16 protein-coding genes are annotated in these 15,567 nt (G+C 68.8%); 7 read left to right on the forward strand and 9 right to left on the reverse strand.

Annotation, left to right across the window (positions count from 1 at the left end; genetic code table 11):
• Window positions 1-144: 144 nt before the first annotated feature.
• Complete coding sequence (locus ACWDTS_RS09405; protein WP_197252410.1) at window positions 145-615, forward strand: Lrp/AsnC family transcriptional regulator; 471 nt, start codon at window positions 145-147, stop codon at window positions 613-615.
• 108 nt (window positions 616-723) lie between these two features.
• Here the strand turns inward: ACWDTS_RS09405 and fepB are convergent, their stop codons facing one another.
• Complete coding sequence (gene fepB / locus ACWDTS_RS09410) at window positions 724-1,767, reverse strand: Fe2+-enterobactin ABC transporter substrate-binding protein (RefSeq protein WP_231610589.1); 1,044 nt, start codon at window positions 1,765-1,767, stop codon at window positions 724-726.
• Window positions 1,768-1,846: 79 nt separating this feature from the next.
• Between fepB and fes the strand changes: the two genes are divergently transcribed.
• Window positions 1,847-3,037, forward strand: a complete 1,191-nt coding sequence (gene fes / locus ACWDTS_RS09415) for an enterochelin esterase (protein WP_307846226.1) — start codon at window positions 1,847-1,849, stop codon at window positions 3,035-3,037.
• Here the strand turns inward: fes and ACWDTS_RS09420 are convergent.
• From ACWDTS_RS09420 to ACWDTS_RS09430, 3 genes are all read right to left on the reverse strand, one after another.
• Entirely contained in the window at window positions 3,034-4,206 is a 1,173-nt protein-coding gene (locus tag ACWDTS_RS09420; RefSeq protein ID WP_197252412.1) for a thiolase family protein, read from the reverse strand. The genes fes and ACWDTS_RS09420 overlap by 4 nt on opposite strands.
• Window positions 4,207-4,307: 101 nt before the next feature.
• A complete protein-coding gene (locus ACWDTS_RS09425) occupies window positions 4,308-4,793 on the reverse strand; it encodes an acyl-CoA thioesterase (protein ID WP_307846227.1) in 486 nt (161 codons plus the stop codon).
• Window positions 4,794-4,864: 71 nt separating this feature from the next.
• Window positions 4,865-6,079, reverse strand: a complete 1,215-nt coding sequence (locus ACWDTS_RS09430) for a benzoate/H(+) symporter BenE family transporter (protein WP_307846229.1) — start codon at window positions 6,077-6,079, stop codon at window positions 4,865-4,867.
• A gap of 147 nt (window positions 6,080-6,226) precedes the next feature.
• Between ACWDTS_RS09430 and ACWDTS_RS09435 the strand changes: the two genes are divergently transcribed.
• From ACWDTS_RS09435 to ACWDTS_RS09445, 3 genes are all read left to right on the forward strand, one after another.
• Window positions 6,227-7,078, forward strand: a complete 852-nt coding sequence (locus tag ACWDTS_RS09435) for a DUF5995 family protein (protein ID WP_450118024.1) — start codon at window positions 6,227-6,229, stop codon at window positions 7,076-7,078.
• A gap of 152 nt (window positions 7,079-7,230) precedes the next feature.
• Window positions 7,231-7,662, forward strand: coding sequence for a YciI family protein (locus tag ACWDTS_RS09440; protein ID WP_197252415.1), 432 nt, complete (start codon window positions 7,231-7,233; stop codon window positions 7,660-7,662).
• A gap of 4 nt (window positions 7,663-7,666) precedes the next feature.
• On the forward strand, window positions 7,667-8,935 hold the full coding sequence (locus ACWDTS_RS09445) for an RNA polymerase sigma factor (protein ID WP_197252416.1): 1,269 nt from the start codon (window positions 7,667-7,669) through the stop codon (window positions 8,933-8,935).
• A gap of 9 nt (window positions 8,936-8,944) precedes the next feature.
• Here the strand turns inward: ACWDTS_RS09445 and ACWDTS_RS09450 are convergent, their stop codons facing one another.
• Window positions 8,945-9,763, reverse strand: coding sequence for a shikimate 5-dehydrogenase (locus ACWDTS_RS09450; protein ID WP_197252417.1), 819 nt, complete (start codon window positions 9,761-9,763; stop codon window positions 8,945-8,947).
• An 84-nt stretch (window positions 9,764-9,847) separates the two neighbouring features.
• Window positions 9,848-10,513: a dihydrofolate reductase family protein gene (locus ACWDTS_RS09455; protein WP_197252418.1), complete on the reverse strand. Its 666-nt coding sequence runs from the start codon at window positions 10,511-10,513 to the stop codon at window positions 9,848-9,850.
• Window positions 10,514-10,701: 188 nt separating this feature from the next.
• Here ACWDTS_RS09455 and ACWDTS_RS09460 point away from each other — a divergent pair, with 188 nt between their 5' ends.
• Together ACWDTS_RS09460 and ACWDTS_RS09465 are read left to right on the forward strand one after the other, a co-directional pair.
• Window positions 10,702-11,061: a YciI family protein gene (locus ACWDTS_RS09460; RefSeq protein WP_231610596.1), complete on the forward strand. Its 360-nt coding sequence runs from the start codon at window positions 10,702-10,704 to the stop codon at window positions 11,059-11,061.
• A complete protein-coding gene (locus ACWDTS_RS09465) occupies window positions 11,058-12,302 on the forward strand; it encodes an RNA polymerase sigma factor (protein WP_450118025.1) in 1,245 nt (414 codons plus the stop codon). Before ACWDTS_RS09460 ends, ACWDTS_RS09465 begins: the two co-directional genes overlap by 4 nt.
• A 218-nt stretch (window positions 12,303-12,520) precedes the next feature.
• Here the strand turns inward: ACWDTS_RS09465 and ACWDTS_RS09470 are convergent, their stop codons facing one another.
• The 3 genes from ACWDTS_RS09470 to ACWDTS_RS09480 form a co-directional block, all read right to left on the reverse strand.
• A complete protein-coding gene (locus ACWDTS_RS09470) occupies window positions 12,521-12,958 on the reverse strand; it encodes a nuclear transport factor 2 family protein (protein ID WP_197252421.1) in 438 nt (145 codons plus the stop codon).
• Window positions 12,959-13,001: 43 nt separating this feature from the next.
• Window positions 13,002-14,333: an SLC13 family permease gene (locus tag ACWDTS_RS09475; RefSeq protein ID WP_450118026.1), complete on the reverse strand. Its 1,332-nt coding sequence runs from the start codon at window positions 14,331-14,333 to the stop codon at window positions 13,002-13,004.
• A 106-nt stretch (window positions 14,334-14,439) separates the two neighbouring features.
• Window positions 14,440-15,567: an NADH:flavin oxidoreductase/NADH oxidase gene (locus tag ACWDTS_RS09480; RefSeq protein ID WP_197252423.1), complete on the reverse strand. Its 1,128-nt coding sequence runs from the start codon at window positions 15,565-15,567 to the stop codon at window positions 14,440-14,442.

The raw sequence follows: 15,567 nt of genomic DNA on the forward strand, positions 1-15,567 counted from the left end.
CCGGGCGCCCTTGTGGGGCGATCCCCGGGCATACCTGTGTTGTACTTCACATCATCCACGCCGGGGACAGCTGCGCAATCGGTTCGGCCGCGACTGTGCAGAACGCACGGTTCGAGGGGGTCATGCGGTGTCATACTGCGGAATGTGACCAGTCCGGATGCGACCGACGCCCGGCTGCTGCTCGAGCTGACCCGCACGCCGCGGGCGACGGGAGTGGAGTTGGCGGCGCGGCTCGGATTGTCGCGCAACACGGTCCAGGCGCGGCTCGCGCGCTGGGAGGCGGAGGGGGTGCTCGCGTCGTTCGAGCGACGCGTCGACCCGCGCGCGCTGGGTTATCCGCTCGCCGCCTACGTTGCGACGCGGGTCGACCAGCACCGGCTCGACAGTGTCGTCGCGGCGCTGGCGGAGATCCCGGAGGTCACCGAGGTGTACGGCATGGCGGGGCAGACGGACCTGTCGGTGAAGGTCGTCGCGACCGACGCGGACGACCTGTACCGGCTGGCCGGGCAGATCCTCGAGATCCCGGGTGTCGAGCGCACCAACATGGCGTTGGTGATGCGGGAGCTGGTGCCGCAGCGCACCGCCCCGCTGTTGCGGCGGCTGGCGCAGGGCTGACGTCCTGCGGCATCGGCCGATCGGGCCGGGTGCCCAGCGTCCGGAACGGCGAGGGGCCGGGCACCTCGCAGGTGCCCGGCCCCTCGTCCTGTCCGCGTCGGACGCGAGCTACGTCAGTGCCTCCACGATGCGGTCCACGACGTTGTTCGCGCTGTAGTAGTCCAGGCGGAAGCTGTCGTAGCCCAGCGCGTAGACCTTGCCCGACTGCACCGACGGGATTCCCGCGAGCAGCGCATCGGCCTTCATTCGCTCCTCGGCGGACGCGTCCGCGCTGATGATGAACGTGATGGCGCCGGGAAGGGCGCGAGACAGGTTCTCGACGCTTGCGGGCACGACGTCGGCGCGTCCGGCCATCGTCCCCTTGTCGGCGTTCGCGATGTCCTCGGGCAGCGGTGCCGTCACGATTCCGAGGCGCTCGGCGAGTTGGCCCTGCGCCGACACGGCGGTGAAGATCCGTGAGTCCTGCGGGGAGTTGTAGGTGAGGATGTTGGCCTCGCTGGACTCCGCGAGTGCGGGTGCGATCGCGGCGCGGGCCTCGTCGACCTTCGTGTCGAACTCGGCGATCAGTTCGGCGGCGCGGTCCTCGGCGCCGATGGCGTCGGCCAGCTGGGTGGTGATCTCCTGCCACGACTTGTCGGTGTAGTCGAAGACCAGGGTGGGAGCGATCCGGGACAGCACGTCGTAGCTGTCCTTCGTCGAGTCGGCACCGCTGGCGGAGACGACGATGAGATCGGGCGCTGCCGCGGTGATCCGCTCGACGTTGATCTCGCCCTGGTACAGCGTCTCGACGTCCCGCTCGGCGGCCACGTCGGCCCACTGCCGGAACAGGCCCTGCTCGTCGGTGGCCGAGTTGCCGCCGGAGCTCGGGGGCTGGGCGCCGGTCCCGACGAGCGGTGCGTCGAGGGCGAGCAGGGAGCCGGTGAGCGTGACACTCGTCGAGACGATCCGCTCCGGCCGGGTGTCGAGCGTGACCGGGCCGTCGGCGGTCTCGACGGTGCGCGGCCATTCACCCGACTGTGCCGATGTCGGGGACGTCTCCGCGGCGTCTTCGTCCGACGAGCACGCCACGGTGGCGGCGCCGATCGCAAGCGCGCCGAGCGCCACCGCGAACCGGGTGACGAGGCCTCGGCGACGAGGCATTCTCTGGGACAACGGAATCCTCCTGTAAGGCAACAGTGGTATGCGCTGTACCCTACTGTTAGGTGAGCGTTTCCTAAGTAGGGGGGTCCATGTGCTCGATGCGGAGCTGGTGGAGCGACGCCTGCGGGACGAAGGTTCCCCGCTGATCGATCCGGGACCGCCGGGCACGGTGACCGCCACGTTCGTGTACCGGGTCCCCGCCGATTCCGGTATCCGCCACGTCTACCTCGACGCCAACGGGATCACCGACCGGCACGACCCCGAGGCGCACGCGCTGAAACCGCTCGGGGACAGCGACCTCTGGGCCGTGTCCGTCCTGCTGCCCGAGGCATGGCGCGGCGGATACGGGTTCCTTCCGCGGACCGAACCCATCATGCGTCCGTCGGAGGGCGAGACCGAGTGGGAATGGTGGCGCGGTGTCCTCGGTGATCTGGTGACCGACCCCTGCAATCGGCTGCCGAGTTTCTCCTTCATGGGTCAGCGATCCCGCTCCGAAGCGGTGATGCCCGGCGCGCCGGCCCAGCGCTGGTGGGCGCACTCGGCCGGGCCGGCGCGCGGCACCACGACCGAGGTGACGCGTGAACTCGCCGGTGTGCGTCGCCGGATATGGCTTTACGAGCCTCCCGGACTCGCCGCGGCCGACCGTCCCGTCCTCGTGGTGTTCGACGGCAAGGTCGCGGCGGTGGAGATCCCGCACGCGCCGGCCTTCGACCTGCTCGCCGAACGCGGCGTGCGTGTTCCGCTGGTGGTGATGATCGACAGCATCGATCCCGCGACGCGATCACGCGAACTTCCCTGCAGCGCAGAATTTCTCGAAGCGCTCACCGGCGACCTCCTGCCGTGGCTGCGGGCGGAGTGGAATGCGACCGGCGCGGCGGATTCCGTCCTGGTGGGTGGATCGAGCTACGGCGGGCTCGCCGCCACCTACGCGGCGCTGCACGCTCCGCAGCATTTCGGTGGTGCGGTGAGCCTGTCCGGGTCGTTCTGGTGGCCGCGACCCGGTATGCCCGGGCAACCCGACGAGACGGCGCAGTCCGTACAGCGGCAACTCGACGACCTCGCGACGCACGGCTCGAGATTCTGGATGACCGCGGGCGAACTCGAACCGCGGCTGATCGAGGAGAATCGCGAGGTTCGGGACCTGTTGCGCGCGAAGGGCTTCGACGTCGACTATCGCGAGTTCTGTGGTGGCCACGACTACGCGCACTGGCGCGATGCGCTGGTGGCCGGGGCGGCGGCACTGCTGGGCCCTGCCGCCGCCCACGGACCGTTCCGCGGTTAGAGGATCTCGTAGATGGTGGCGTTGGCGGTGCCGCCGCCCTCGCACATGGTCTGCAGACCGTAGCGACCACCGGTGCGACGCAGGTGGTGGATCAGCGTCGCGGCCAGACGGCCACCGGAGCCGCCGAGCGGGTGACCGAGCGCGATCGCGCCGCCGAGCGGGTTCAGCTTCTCGATCGAGGCACCGGTCTCGCGCAGCCACGCCAGCGGCACCGACGCGAACGCCTCGTTCACCTCGAAGGCGTCGATGTCGTCGATCGTCAGACCCGACTTCTTCAGCGCCAGCGCGGTCGCCGGGATGGGGCCGGTGAGCATCTTGACCGGATCGTCGCCGGTCACGACGGCGGTGTGGACGCGCGCGAGCGGGGTGAGGCCCAGGGCCTTCGCCTTCTCCGAGGTGGTGACGAGGACGCCGGACGCGCCGTCGGAGATCTGCGAGGCGTTACCGGCGGTGACGACGCCGTTCTCGAGGAACGGAGCCTTGAGCCCGGCGAGCTTCTCGACGGTCGAACCGCGGCGCACGCCTTCGTCGGTGTCGATCACAGTTCCGTCGGGCAGGGTGACCGGGGCGGTCTCGTCGGCGAACAGGCCCTCGTCCTGCGCGCGGGCGGCGCGCTCGTGCGACTGCACCGAGTATTCGTCGAGTTCGGTGCGGGAAAGACCCCACTGCCGGGCGATGATCTCGGCGCCGACGCCCTGGTTGAAGCGGCCGTTGAAGCCGGGAGCGGTGAGCTCCTCGGAGTAGCGGTCGCGGGCCGGGCCGCCCATCGGGCCGGTGCCCTCGGGGGAGGACGAGCCGAGCGGGATCGCGGACATGATCTCGACGCCACCGGCGACGATGAGGTCGGCCTGGCCGGAGATCACGGCGGCCGCGGCGGTCGAGATGGCCTGCTGGGAGGAGCCGCACTGCCGGTCGATGGTGAAGCCGGGGACGGATTCGGGCCAGCCGGCGCCGAGCACGGCCATGCGGCCGATGTTGCCGGACTGCATGCCCACCGACTGGACGGTGCCCCAGTGCACGTCGTCGACGAGGGCGGGGTCGATTCCGGTCCGCTCCGCGATGGTGCGGAGGATGTGGGCGGAGAGCTCGACGGCGTGGACGCCGGACAGGCCGCCGCCGCGCTTGCCGATGGGGGTACGTACAGCCTCGACGATCACTGCATCGCGCATGTCTTCGGATCACTTCCTCTGGATGGAACTGCACAGTCCCGACGAAGTCTAATCCGGTAAATGAATACCCTGCCAAGCGGATGCTTGGTAAGGGCTACGGTTCAGGATGCCGGTCGTTCCGGCGCGCCCTTGACCAGCTGCATCACGGCCTTGCGGATCTCGTCCGGAATCGGTACCGGCCTGCGCGTGCGCGCGTCGACGTAGACGTGCACGAAACGCCCGGTCGCTGCCGGTGTCAGCGCGCCGTCCGGGCCCTCGCGGAAGATCGCCAGCTGGTAGGTGATGCTGCGTTTGCCGAGGCGGTCGACGTCGATGCCCACCTGCAATCGGTCGGGGAACGAGAGTTCCGCGATGTAGCGGCAGGAGGTTTCGGCGACCACACCGATGGCGTCGAGCTCGCGGATGTCCACGCCGGTCGTCGCCATGAGCCAGCCGTTGACCGCGGAATCGAAGTACGAGTAGTAGGTGACGTTGTTGACGTGGCCGTAGTGGTCGTTGTCCGCCCAACGTGTCTGCATCGGCCACAGCGCCGGGAAGCGGGCCGGGTCGGGCTGCGCGTCGGGAGTCGTCGGCTGGCGGTTGGTCACTAGATCATTGTGTCAGGAAGCATCGAACTTCACCTGAAGAGAGACCGTCGAGGCTTGCTCGGGCCGAATCGTTACCGCTCCACAACCTTTCCTGTACCTGAATTCGACTGTTCGAACGACAGGACCGCGCGCACCGCGAGACCCGCCACCAGCGCCCAGAAGGCCGCTCCGATGCCGAAGGCGCTCAGCCCCGACGCCGCGACCAGGAACGTCACGACCGCGGCTTCGCGACCGTCGGTGTCGCGCAACGAGGATGCGAGCGCGCTGCCCAAGGTGGACAGTAGTGCAAGCCCGGCAACCGTTTCGACGACCCCGGCCGGGGCGAGCGCCACCAGGGTCGCCACCGCGGTGGACAGCAGGGCGAGTGCCAGGTACGACCAGCCGGCTGTCCACGCCGCCACCCAGCGGCGGTTCGGGTCCGGGTCGGCCTCGGGCGCCGCTGACAGGGCCGCGCTGATCGCCGCCAGGTTGATGGCGTGCCCGCCGGAGGGGGCGCCGAGCACCGTTCCGAGTCCGGTCACCGCCATCGCTGCGCGCCAGGGCGTTCGGTAGCCGAACGACGAGAGCACCGCGGTTCCGGGGATGTTCTGCGAGGCCATCGTCACGATGTACAGCGGCAACGCGATGCCGAGCAGCGCCTGCCAGGTCCACGCCGGTGCGGTGAACGAGAGCGACGGCAGCAGATCCGTCGGCGCCGGACGAGTTCCCGAGCGCGCCAAGCCGATCGCGATCACGACCGCGGCCGCGGCGAATGCGGCCGGGACCGCCCACCGCGGGCGCAACCGCAGCACGATCAGCCAGGTCAGCGCGACGGGGGCGATCGCCGCGGGATCCGCTGCCAGCGAGGTCACCGGGGCCAGACACAACGGCACCAGGACGCCGGCGAGCATGGCCTGCGCCAGCGATGTCGGGATCGCCGCGATCAGGCGTCCCAGGTGCGGTGAGAGGCCGGTCAGCACAACGGCCAGCCCGACCACGACGAACGCGCCGACCGCGGCGGGCCAGCCCCCGGCGACCGCACCGGTCCCGGCGAGCAGGGCGGCGCCCGGCGTCGACCAGGCCAGGGTGATCGGGGTGCGGTAGCGCCGTGCCAGCCACAGGATGCCGACGCCCTGTGTCACGCACAGCGTGAGCAGGCCCGATGCGGCCTCCGGCCCCGATGCGCCCACTCCGTGCAGGCCGGTGAGCACGACCGCGAACGAACTGGTGAATCCGACCAGGGCCGTGACGATTCCGGCGCCGATCGGCTGGGAGAGCGGAACCGGTGTCTGCGAGTCGGTGGTCACCGACGGGATTCTGCCGCAGCCCGGGCCGCGGCGTCCGCTCGTGCACCGCCACGGCGGACAAATAGAGGCATTCTCGGTGCACATTTATTTTCTTAGGATTTTTAATTTAGTACTTGCTTAGGGTTCAGAAATTTGTATTTTTTTAGGATGCGTAAATTGACTGGATTCGCGACATCGGCCGTAGTTCTCGCACTCGGTTGTGCCCTGGTTGCTCCCGCCGCAGGCGCCGCGGATACGGGTGCCCCTGTCTCGTCGCAGTGCGTACCCGCGGCCTCCGGATTCGAACAGGCCCGCCTCGCCGAGGTCACCGATCCCGCCGGTATCGACTCGTTCGACGCCGCGCGCGACCGCATCGCGCGGCTGCGCGAGCTGCTCGTCCACAGTGGCGACTATCGCGGCACGTTCGTGCTGGCGTTCGACGAGATCCTCGAGCTGACCGGTCCGACGCTCAACGCCGGCAGCTACGACGACGAGCAGTGGGCGAGCGATCTTGCCGTCGAGGTCGTGCGCCTGTACGTCGCGAACCTGCACGAATACGTCACCGGCGGAACCCCGGCGCCGCACTGGGCCGACGCGTTCGCGCTCACCGAGCAGTGCGATCGCAGTCCCGGCCGGGTGCTGACCGCGGCGATCGTCGCGCATCTCGTCACCGACTTCCCCGAAGCGCTCGTCACCATCGGATCCGGTCCCGAACACACCCGCGATTTCTACACTTTCGGGAACGCCCTCGTCGCCGCCGCACCGCGCATCGCCGAAGAGTTCAAGGCCGTGTACGGCACCGACCTCGGACCGTTCTTCACCGGCTGGTTCGTCGGCGATCTGCTCGGCGCCGAGCGGACCACGACGTTGATGTTCCAATCCGCCCGGACGGTCGCGTGGGTCAACAACTTCGGTCTGCAGAATCCCACGACCCGCGACGCGACACGTGCCGAGATGCGGATCGCCACCGCCGTGGCCGGCGAGGTTCTCGATCTGCTCGAGGAGGCTCGGACGATCTGAATTCGGCCCTCCTCGTCCGTGGATCCGACTACGGTCGATGCCGTCGGCCCACGGAGCCGAGAAATTCTCCGCGAAGTGTCGATCGACGGCCGCGCTGCTCGACGTGTACGTGAACGGACCGGAGATGCGGTCCCGTGACGGAGGAGAACCTCATGAAGTACATGCTGATCCTGCGAGTCACCGACCAGGCGCTCGCAGCGTCGAAGGAAGCGGATTTCACGGAAATCGTCAACGCGATGGGGCGATACAACGAAGAGCTCATCAAGGCGGGTGTCATGCTCGCCGGGGAAGGGCTGTCCGACCCCGAGGACGGATTCGTCGTCGACTTCGACTCCGATCCTCCGCTCGTGTCGGACGGGCCCTACGGCGAGACGAAGGAACTGTTCTCCGGCTTCTGGATCATCCAGACCGCGACGAAGGAAGAGGCAGCCGAATGGGCCCGGCGCTGCCCCCTGGGCCCGGGCAGCAAACTGGAAGTGCGCAGGGTGAACGAGCTCGAGGACTTCGACCAGACCAACGAGTACATCCAGAAGGAAGCGGGCTGGCGCGAGCAGCTGGGCACGGACCGGCCGATCACCGGCTGAGCCCGTGGCCGAGAACGCCGACGCAGACAGCGCACGCCGGGCCGTCGAGGCGGTGTGGCGCATCGAATCGGCGAAAATCGTTGCAGCGCTGACCCGTATCGTCGGTGACCTCGATCTCGCCGAGGACCTCGCCGGCCAAGCGCTGCTCGAAGCCCTCGAGCAGTGGCCGGCCGGCGGGGTTCCCCGTAACCCCGCGGCCTGGCTGACCGCCGTCGCCAAACGCCGGGCGATCGACGGGTGGCGGCGCCGGGACCTGCTCGACGAGCGCTACGCGGCGATCGCGCGCGACCTCGACGCGTCGCGCTTCGACGACGAGGCCTGGGATCCCGATCGCATCGACGACGACGTGCTTCGGCTGATGTTCATCGCGTGCCACCCGGTCCTGGGCCGCAAAGCGCAGGTCGCGTTGACGCTCCGGGTGGTCGGCGGCCTGACCACCGAGGAGATCGCCCGCGCCTTCATGATCCCCACCGCGACGGTGCAGCAACGCATCGTTCGCGCCAAGAAGACCCTCACCGCGGCCAAGGTTCCGTTCGAGGTGCCGCCGCGTGCGGAGTTCGCGAACCGGCTGGGCGCCGTTCTCAATGTGCTCTACCTGGTGTTCAACGAGGGATACGCCGCGACCTCGGGGTCCGAATGGATGCGGACGGATCTCGGGGCCGAGGCGTTGCGGCTCGCCCGGATCCTCGCCGAGCTCGTGCCGCAGGAACCCGAAGCCCACGGGCTCGTCGCCCTGATGGAACTCACGGCGGCGCGATTCGGTGCCCGCACCACGCCGACGGGGGAACCGATCCTGCTGGCCGACCAGGACCGCACGCGCTGGGATCGCGCCCAGATCACCCGCGGCGTCGCGGCTCTCGCCCGGGCCGACGCGGTCGGCCGGGGTCGCGGACCGTACGCCCTGCAGGCGGCGATCGCCGAGTGTCACGCGCGCGCAGCAACTTTCGAGGACACCGATTGGGAGACGATCGTGCTTCTCTACGAGGCGCTCGGGCAGGTCGCGTCGTCGCCGGTGGTCGAACTCAACCGCGCCGCGGCCGTGTCCATGGCGTACGGCCCGGCGCCCGCGCTGGAATACGTCGACAAGCTCGTCGCCGACGGCGAACTCGCCGGCTACCACCTGTTGCCGAGCGTGCGCGGCGAGCTGCTCCGGCAGCTGGGCCGCATCGACGAAGCCCGCGCCGAGCTGCTCGAGGCTGCGCGGCTGACCGGCAACGAACGGGAGCGCGCCGTTCTGCTCGCGAAGGCCGAGGAACTGCGCGACCGGCCGTGAGCGGCAACGTCAGGAGCGGGAGAACTCCGACGCGCGGCGCACCTGGTCGGGTGTCGGGGTCACGCCCGTGTACAGCGCGAACTGCAGCGCCGCCTGCAGCGCGATCACCTCGGCGCCGGTGATGACCGTGTGACCGTGGGCGCGTCCCGCCCGGATCAGCGGTGTCTCGGGTGGCATCGCGACCACGTCGAAGACCACCGTCGCGGCCTCGACCGCGGCGGACGGGAACGGCAGCGCGTCGGCGTCGGGACCGCCCGCCATGCCGATCGGGGTCGCGTTGATCAGCGCGGCGGGGGAGGAGTCGCCGAGGCCGGCGCGCCACACGTATCCGTACCGGTCGGCGAGGGCGGTCCCGGCGGCCTCGTTCCGCGCGACGACGGTGACGTCGGTGAAGCCGTGTTCCCGGACCGCCGCGACCACCGCCTTGGCCATGCCGCCGCTGCCCGCGACCGCGACCGACAGAGCCGGATCGACGCCGTGGTCGCGGAGCAGGTCCAGCACCGCCTGGAAGTCGGTGTTGTAGGCGTGCAGCACCCCGTCCTCGTTGACGATGGTGTTGACCGAATCGATCGCGCGGGCCGACTCGTGCATCACGTCGACGAGCGGGATCACCTTCTCCTTGAACGGCATCGACACCCCCGCACCGCGGATACCGAGCCCGCGGATGCCCGTGACCGCGGCCTCGATGTCCGTGGGCGCGAACGCCTTGTACACGTAGTCCAGGCCGAGTTCGTCGTACAGGTAGTTGTGGAATCGGGTGCCGATGTTGCTGGGCCGGCCCGAGAGGGAGATGCACAGCCGGGTGTCCTTGTTGATCCGCGGAGCCATGACCTCCAACCTAAACCCGTCGCACACCGCCAGGTACTCCGTCCGCGCCGGAGATGACGATCGGTGTACAGAAATATCGGTACATCAACCGTCATAAGGGGCGCTTCCGACGCGGACGAATCGGGCATGCGCGACCGAGGGCGACGCGACGAACTCGACGCACTCGAAATCGGTGGTGAGCACATCGTCGTCGAACACGCGCTCGCCGCGGCCGAGCAGCACCGGCACGATCGCCAGGTGCATCTCGTCGACCAGCCCCGCGCGCAGATACTGCCGGACGGTCGCGGGACCGCCCCCGACCCGCACGTCCGCGCCGCCGGCGGCCTCGACGGCCTGTGCGAGCGCGTCCTCGATGCCGCCGGTGACGAAGTGGAAGACGGTGCCGCCGCCCAGGGTGATCGGATCGCGGGGATGGTGGGTGAGCACGAAGACCGGGTGGTGGAACGGTGGTTCGTCGCCCCACCAGCCCGACCACTGGTCGCTGTCCTCCCACCTTCCGCGGATGGGAGCGAACATGTTGCGGCCCATGATCGTTGCGCCGATCCCGTCGATCCCGCGGGCCATGAAGTCGTCGTCGATCCCGGTCTCTCCGCCGTCCTTCCCGAACGACCGGTGGAACGACCGGGTCTCGTGCACCCACCCGAGGATCCGTTCCCCGCCGATCCCGCCGGGGTTCTGCAGGCTCTGATCCGGCCCGGCGGAGCAACCGTCGACCGTGATCGCGAAATTCTGTACCCGAAGCCGTGCCATCGTCGAACTCCTTCGAATCGTCCGGTGGAAATCGTTCCCGTGTCACAGTGAAGTCGGAGACCGCGACGTCGTCCGGACATCGGCGAACAGAAATGCGCGATCCGCGATGTCCGGATCTGCTCCGCAGATCCGACTTCAGGGGTGAAGCCCCATCCGGGGGCACGGCAGAGGAGACGACCGTGAAATACATGCTGTTGATCTACAACCGTCCCGACTTCGTCGAGGACCTGAGCGACAACGCGCGGGAGGAACTGTTCGCGGAGGTCGACGCGATCATGGCCGAACTCACCGAATCCGGTGAACTCGTCGGCGGACAGGCATTGACCGACCCGTCGACGGCCCGCACCGTGCGGCAGGGGACGACCACCGCGCACACCGTCACCGACGGGCCGTTCATGGAGAGCAAGGAACAGTTCTGCGGCTACGTCGAGGTCGATGTCGACAGTCTGGACCGCGCCGTGGAGATCGCCGCGCGCTGGCCCGACGTGCGCTACGGCGGGGCGATGGAGGTCCGGGCCGTGATGCACGACGGCGGGGCCGAGATGTGAGCGACCCGCAGGACCTGCTGCGCACCCTCGCGCCGCAGGTCCTCGGGTACCTCGCGGCGCGGCACGGACAGTTCGACGCGTGCGAGGACGCGGTGCAGGAGGCGCTGCTCGCGGCGCACCGGCAGTGGCCGGCGGAGGGTGTGCCGTCGAATCCGCGCGGCTGGCTGATCACAGTCGCGCAGCGGCGGCTCACCGACGAGTGGCGCAGCGACAGTGCCCGCCGCGACCGCGAACATTCCTGGGCGGCAATGGAATCGGACCGGTCCGTCATCGATCTCGCCGACGTGGGGCACGACGGCGACGACACGTTGACGCTGCTGTTCCTGTGCTGCCATCCGGCGCTGTCACCGTCCTCACAGATCGCGCTGACCCTGCGCGCGGTCGGGGGGCTCGACACCGTGTCCATCGCGCGGGCGTTCCTGGTGCCGGAGGCGACGATGACCCGGCGCATCACCCGCGCCAAACAGGCGATCCGCGACGCCGGCGCGATCTTCACCCTGCCCGCTGCGGCCGACCGCGCCGCACGGTTGCAGGCGGTTCGCCACGTGCTCTATCTGATCTTCAACGAGGGCTACACCAGCTCCGGCGGACCCGACCTGACCTCCCACGAACTCAGCGCCGAAGCGATCCGCCTGACCCGGCTGCTGCACGCGCTGTTGCCGGAGGACGCCGACACCACCGGCCTGCTCGCGCTCATGCTGCTCACCGATGCCCACCGCGACGCCCGGACCGACCCGTCCGGCGCGCTGATTCCCCTCGCCGAACAGGACCGGACCCGCTGGGACCGGAAGCAGATCGACGAGGGAATCGCGCTGGTCACCGCCGCGCTCAGCGCCGCCCCGCCCGGGCCCTACCAACTGCAGGCCGCGATCGCCGCGGTGCACGCGGAGGCCGCCCGCGCCGAGGACACCGACTGGGCGCAGATCGTCGCGCTGTACCGGGTGCTGTCGCACGTCGCACCCAACCCGATGGTCACGGTGAACCGAGCGGCCGCCGTGGGCATGCTCGCCGGCCCCCGCGCCGGGCTGGATCTCCTCGCGACGGTGGCGGACGACCGGCGGCTCGCCGGCAACCATCGCGCGGTCGCGGTCCGGGCGCATCTGCTGGAGATGGCGGGTGAGGCGGCCGCGGCGCGCGCGGCGTACCTCGTCGCGGCCAGGCTGACGGCGAGCGTTCCGGAACAGCGCTACCTGCAGGGCCGTGCTGCGCGCCTGGCTCCGATCCGGAAGGACTCGGGATGACCGCGTCGGGCTGCAGCAGTGACAGGAGTGGTTGGCGGGGCCGAACTCGTGGCCGTCACGTGAAACAGACCGTGCGGGCCGAACCGGAGTGGGTTCGGCCCGCACGGTGAATGGCGAGGCGGCACTGAGCTATCGAGGTGGCGCTTTCGACGGGCGACGTGGCACTTGTCTCCGCCTGTACTGCGGTGGCAACGGATCCCGTCTGAGCGGCGGTGGTCTCACCGGTCGGGGTGCACGGTACGGCGTCGGATCTTCCATCCGTCCGCGGTCATCTCGATCTCGTCCTCCAGCACGGTGATTCGGTGGAGTCGAACCGAATCACCTGCGGGGGTGCCGACGATCTGCAGGTATGCCCGAGAGTGCAGTGCGCCCGGGCCTGCCGGTCGAACCTCCACCGTGCCGAGCACGTGACGCAGGACTTCGCCACGTGCTCGGCAATCGGCATGGAACCGTTCGGCGAACGCGACCAGCTCGTCGGCTCCGCGGGCGGGAGCGGGGTAGCTCGGCGAGAGGAATTCCCCGTCGACGGTGAAGGTGGCAGCCCAATCCTCGGCCCGACCGGAGTCGATGGCGTGACTTTGGCGTCCGTAGAGCTGGTGCACGGCGACGACGTCGTCCGTCGACACCTGGGACGGGCACGGGATCTGGGCGTTCATCCGAATTCTCCTTGTCGGTTTTCCTGCTCGTCGGCTGTGCGGTTCACAGAACGGTCAGCAGCAGCCACGCCAGCGGGGGACCGAGGAGAACCATGGTGCCGGCCCACAGCAGCATCGAGCGCAGCAACTTCGGACGAGCTTCGGGCTCGGCCGTCGCCAGAGCGAGGGCTCCGATGATGCCCAGCGGGCTCGCGTCGACGATCGTCGTGGACACGGTGACCGGGCCGACCACCGACAGGGTGCTCATGTCACCCGAGACGAGCGGCATAGCGAGCTGCAAGGTCGCACCGATGACGGTGATCGACGAGGCGAACGCCGAGATGATGCCGCTGAGCCAGGACAGGGCGAGGACGGCGCCGGACGCGGAGCCGATGCTGGACAGCGAGTCGTTGATCGCGTCGATCGTGCCGATCTCGGTCAGAACGCCGATGTAGATCAGGACACCGGCGAGCATCAGCATGACGCCCCAGGGCATGGTGTTGATGAAGGTGTTCTGCTTGCGCTCGAAGAGCAGCGTCAGCAGCAGACCCAGTGCCAACGCGCTGAACCCGATGTCCATGCCGAAACCGAGCGAGGCGACGAGCAAGGTGGCCAGCGCGATCAGCGTGGCGATCTGGTAGGTGTTCGGCCGTCCGTGTCCTGTGCCCCGGCCTGCAGCGGGGGACGGGCCGTCGAAGTCCGGAGTATCGGCGGAGCCACCGGCGGATCCGGACACCGGCCCGCCGCCCACCGTGGCCAACGCCGGCTGCGCCACCGACATCCGGCCGGCACGCACCAGCTTCGCACCACCGAACAGGAAGTAGGCGATGACCGCGACGAGACCGTTGATCGCCACATGGCTCACGAACAGCTGGAGGGTGATCGGCTCGAGTCCGGCTTCGGTGAGTTGCTTCGCGGTGAACACAGCCGGAGTCGCCAGCGGGCCGAAATTGCCGGCCAGGATGCCGTGCACGACCATGATCGTCACGAGGAACCGGCTGATGTCGTAGTCCCTGGCCAGTCGCATCGCAACCGGGATGACGAGAGCTGCCACGGCCGGCGGATAGGCACCGATCGCGGTCGCCGCGGCCGAGAGCACGAACAGCAGCGGAGGCACCAGCGCGATCGAGCCACGCAGCAGGCGCAGCAGCCCGTCGACGATGAAGTCCATCGTCTTGCTCGACTCGACCACGGCGAAGAAGTATGTGATGCCGATGATCAGGATGAAGGTTTCACTCGGGAACGAGTCTGCGACGACATCCAGCGAGATTCCGCTGAAGTATGCGATCGCGGTGCCGCCGACCAGGAGCAGCAGTCCCATGTTGATCGTCCACACCGATGCGACGATGAACGATCCGAGGAGTATCACCACGGAGGCGATTTGGAGGAAGGTCATGCGAAAGTCCACTTCGTTTAAAGGGGAAGGATGCGTTGGGCTTTCAAGGTGTTCGGTTCGTGTCGCGCCGTGGCGCGAAGAAGGTCTGTAAGCCCCGACAGTCTGTTCACGTGGTCGGCTGTACCTCCTGGCGGCCGAGATGTTGCCATGACTTCGGGGGTTCGAACGTGCTGGTTCTGGCCCGGGCGTACTGGTACGGCACATCGAGGTGATGGCCCAGAATTTCCGCCGCCGACCAGGTCCAGTGCGGATTGTGCAGGTGGCCTCGGCCGATTCCGACCAGGTCCACGCTGCCGTCCGCGACCAGCTCGTCGGCGAGGACCGGGCTGCTGATCAGACCGACTCCGATGACCGGGATGTTCACGTGCCGGCGAATGAGCCGTGCCGGCGGGATCTGGTAACCGGGACCGAGGGGGATGTCCCCGCGCGCGTTGCCACCACTGCTGACGTGGACGAAATCGGCCCCGCGCCGTTCGAGGTCGACGGCGAATCGGCATGCCTCCTCGGGAATGATGCCACCGTCGACCCAGTCGGTTCCATTGACGCGGACACCGAGAGCCACGGTCGACGGAACGGCCGCGCGCACCGCCTCGAAGACCCGCAGGGGGAAGCGCGCACGGTTGTCGTACCCGCCGCCGAACTCGTCGGTTCGCCGGTTCGCCAACGGGGACAGGAACGAGCTGAGCAGATATCCGTGTGCTCCGTGCAGCTCGATCAGGTCGAACCTGGCATCGACCGCTCGATTCGCGGCGGCGACGAAGTGCTCGACCACGCGGTCCATATCGTCCACGGTCAGTGGCATCGGAACAGGCCACCGCTCGGACACCGGGACGGCGCTCGGACCGATCGTCGGCCACCCCTCGGTCGCGTCCAGGGGGCCCGAGCCGCCGGTTCGTGGGCTGTGGCTGGAAGCCTTGCGACCGGCGTGCGACAGCTGGATACCGAGCCGGATCGGCGATTGGGATCGTACCGTTTTCACCAGTGCAGCCAGGGCTTCGGACTGGTCGTCGCGCCACAGGCCGAGGCAGTCCGGCGTAATCCGTCCTTCCTCGGAGACCGCGGTCGCTTCCATGATCAGTAGTGCTGCGCCGGACAGGGCCAGGCTGCCGATGTGGATCAGGTGCCAGTCGGTGGCCAGTCCGTCGCGGGCACTGTACTGACACATGGGAGGGATGACGATGCGGTTGGGCAGGGACAACGGACCGAGGTCGATGGGATCGAACAGATTCGGCAT

This window comes from Rhodococcus sp. NPDC003383 (assembly GCF_053589115.1).

Excerpts from the sequence above, each read along its gene's own strand:
- ACWDTS_RS09455 (WP_197252418.1), bottom strand. The coding sequence starts at position 10,513 with ATGGCACGGCTTCGGGTACAGAATTTCGCGATCACGGTCGACGGTTGC.
- ACWDTS_RS09460 (WP_231610596.1), top strand. The coding sequence starts at position 10,702 with ATGCTGTTGATCTACAACCGTCCCGACTTCGTCGAGGACCTGAGCGAC.
- ACWDTS_RS09420 (WP_197252412.1), bottom strand. The coding sequence starts at position 4,206 with ATGCGCGATGCAGTGATCGTCGAGGCTGTACGTACCCCCATCGGCAAG.
- ACWDTS_RS09435 (WP_450118024.1), top strand. The coding sequence starts at position 6,227 with ATGCGTAAATTGACTGGATTCGCGACATCGGCCGTAGTTCTCGCACTC.
- ACWDTS_RS09450 (WP_197252417.1), bottom strand. The coding sequence starts at position 9,763 with ATGGCTCCGCGGATCAACAAGGACACCCGGCTGTGCATCTCCCTCTCG.
- ACWDTS_RS09440 (WP_197252415.1), top strand. The coding sequence starts at position 7,231 with ATGAAGTACATGCTGATCCTGCGAGTCACCGACCAGGCGCTCGCAGCG.
- ACWDTS_RS09470 (WP_197252421.1), bottom strand. The coding sequence starts at position 12,958 with ATGAACGCCCAGATCCCGTGCCCGTCCCAGGTGTCGACGGACGACGTC.
- ACWDTS_RS09480 (WP_197252423.1), bottom strand. The coding sequence starts at position 15,567 with ATGCCGAATCTGTTCGATCCCATCGACCTCGGTCCGTTGTCCCTGCCC.
- ACWDTS_RS09475 (WP_450118026.1), bottom strand. The coding sequence starts at position 14,333 with ATGACCTTCCTCCAAATCGCCTCCGTGGTGATACTCCTCGGATCGTTC.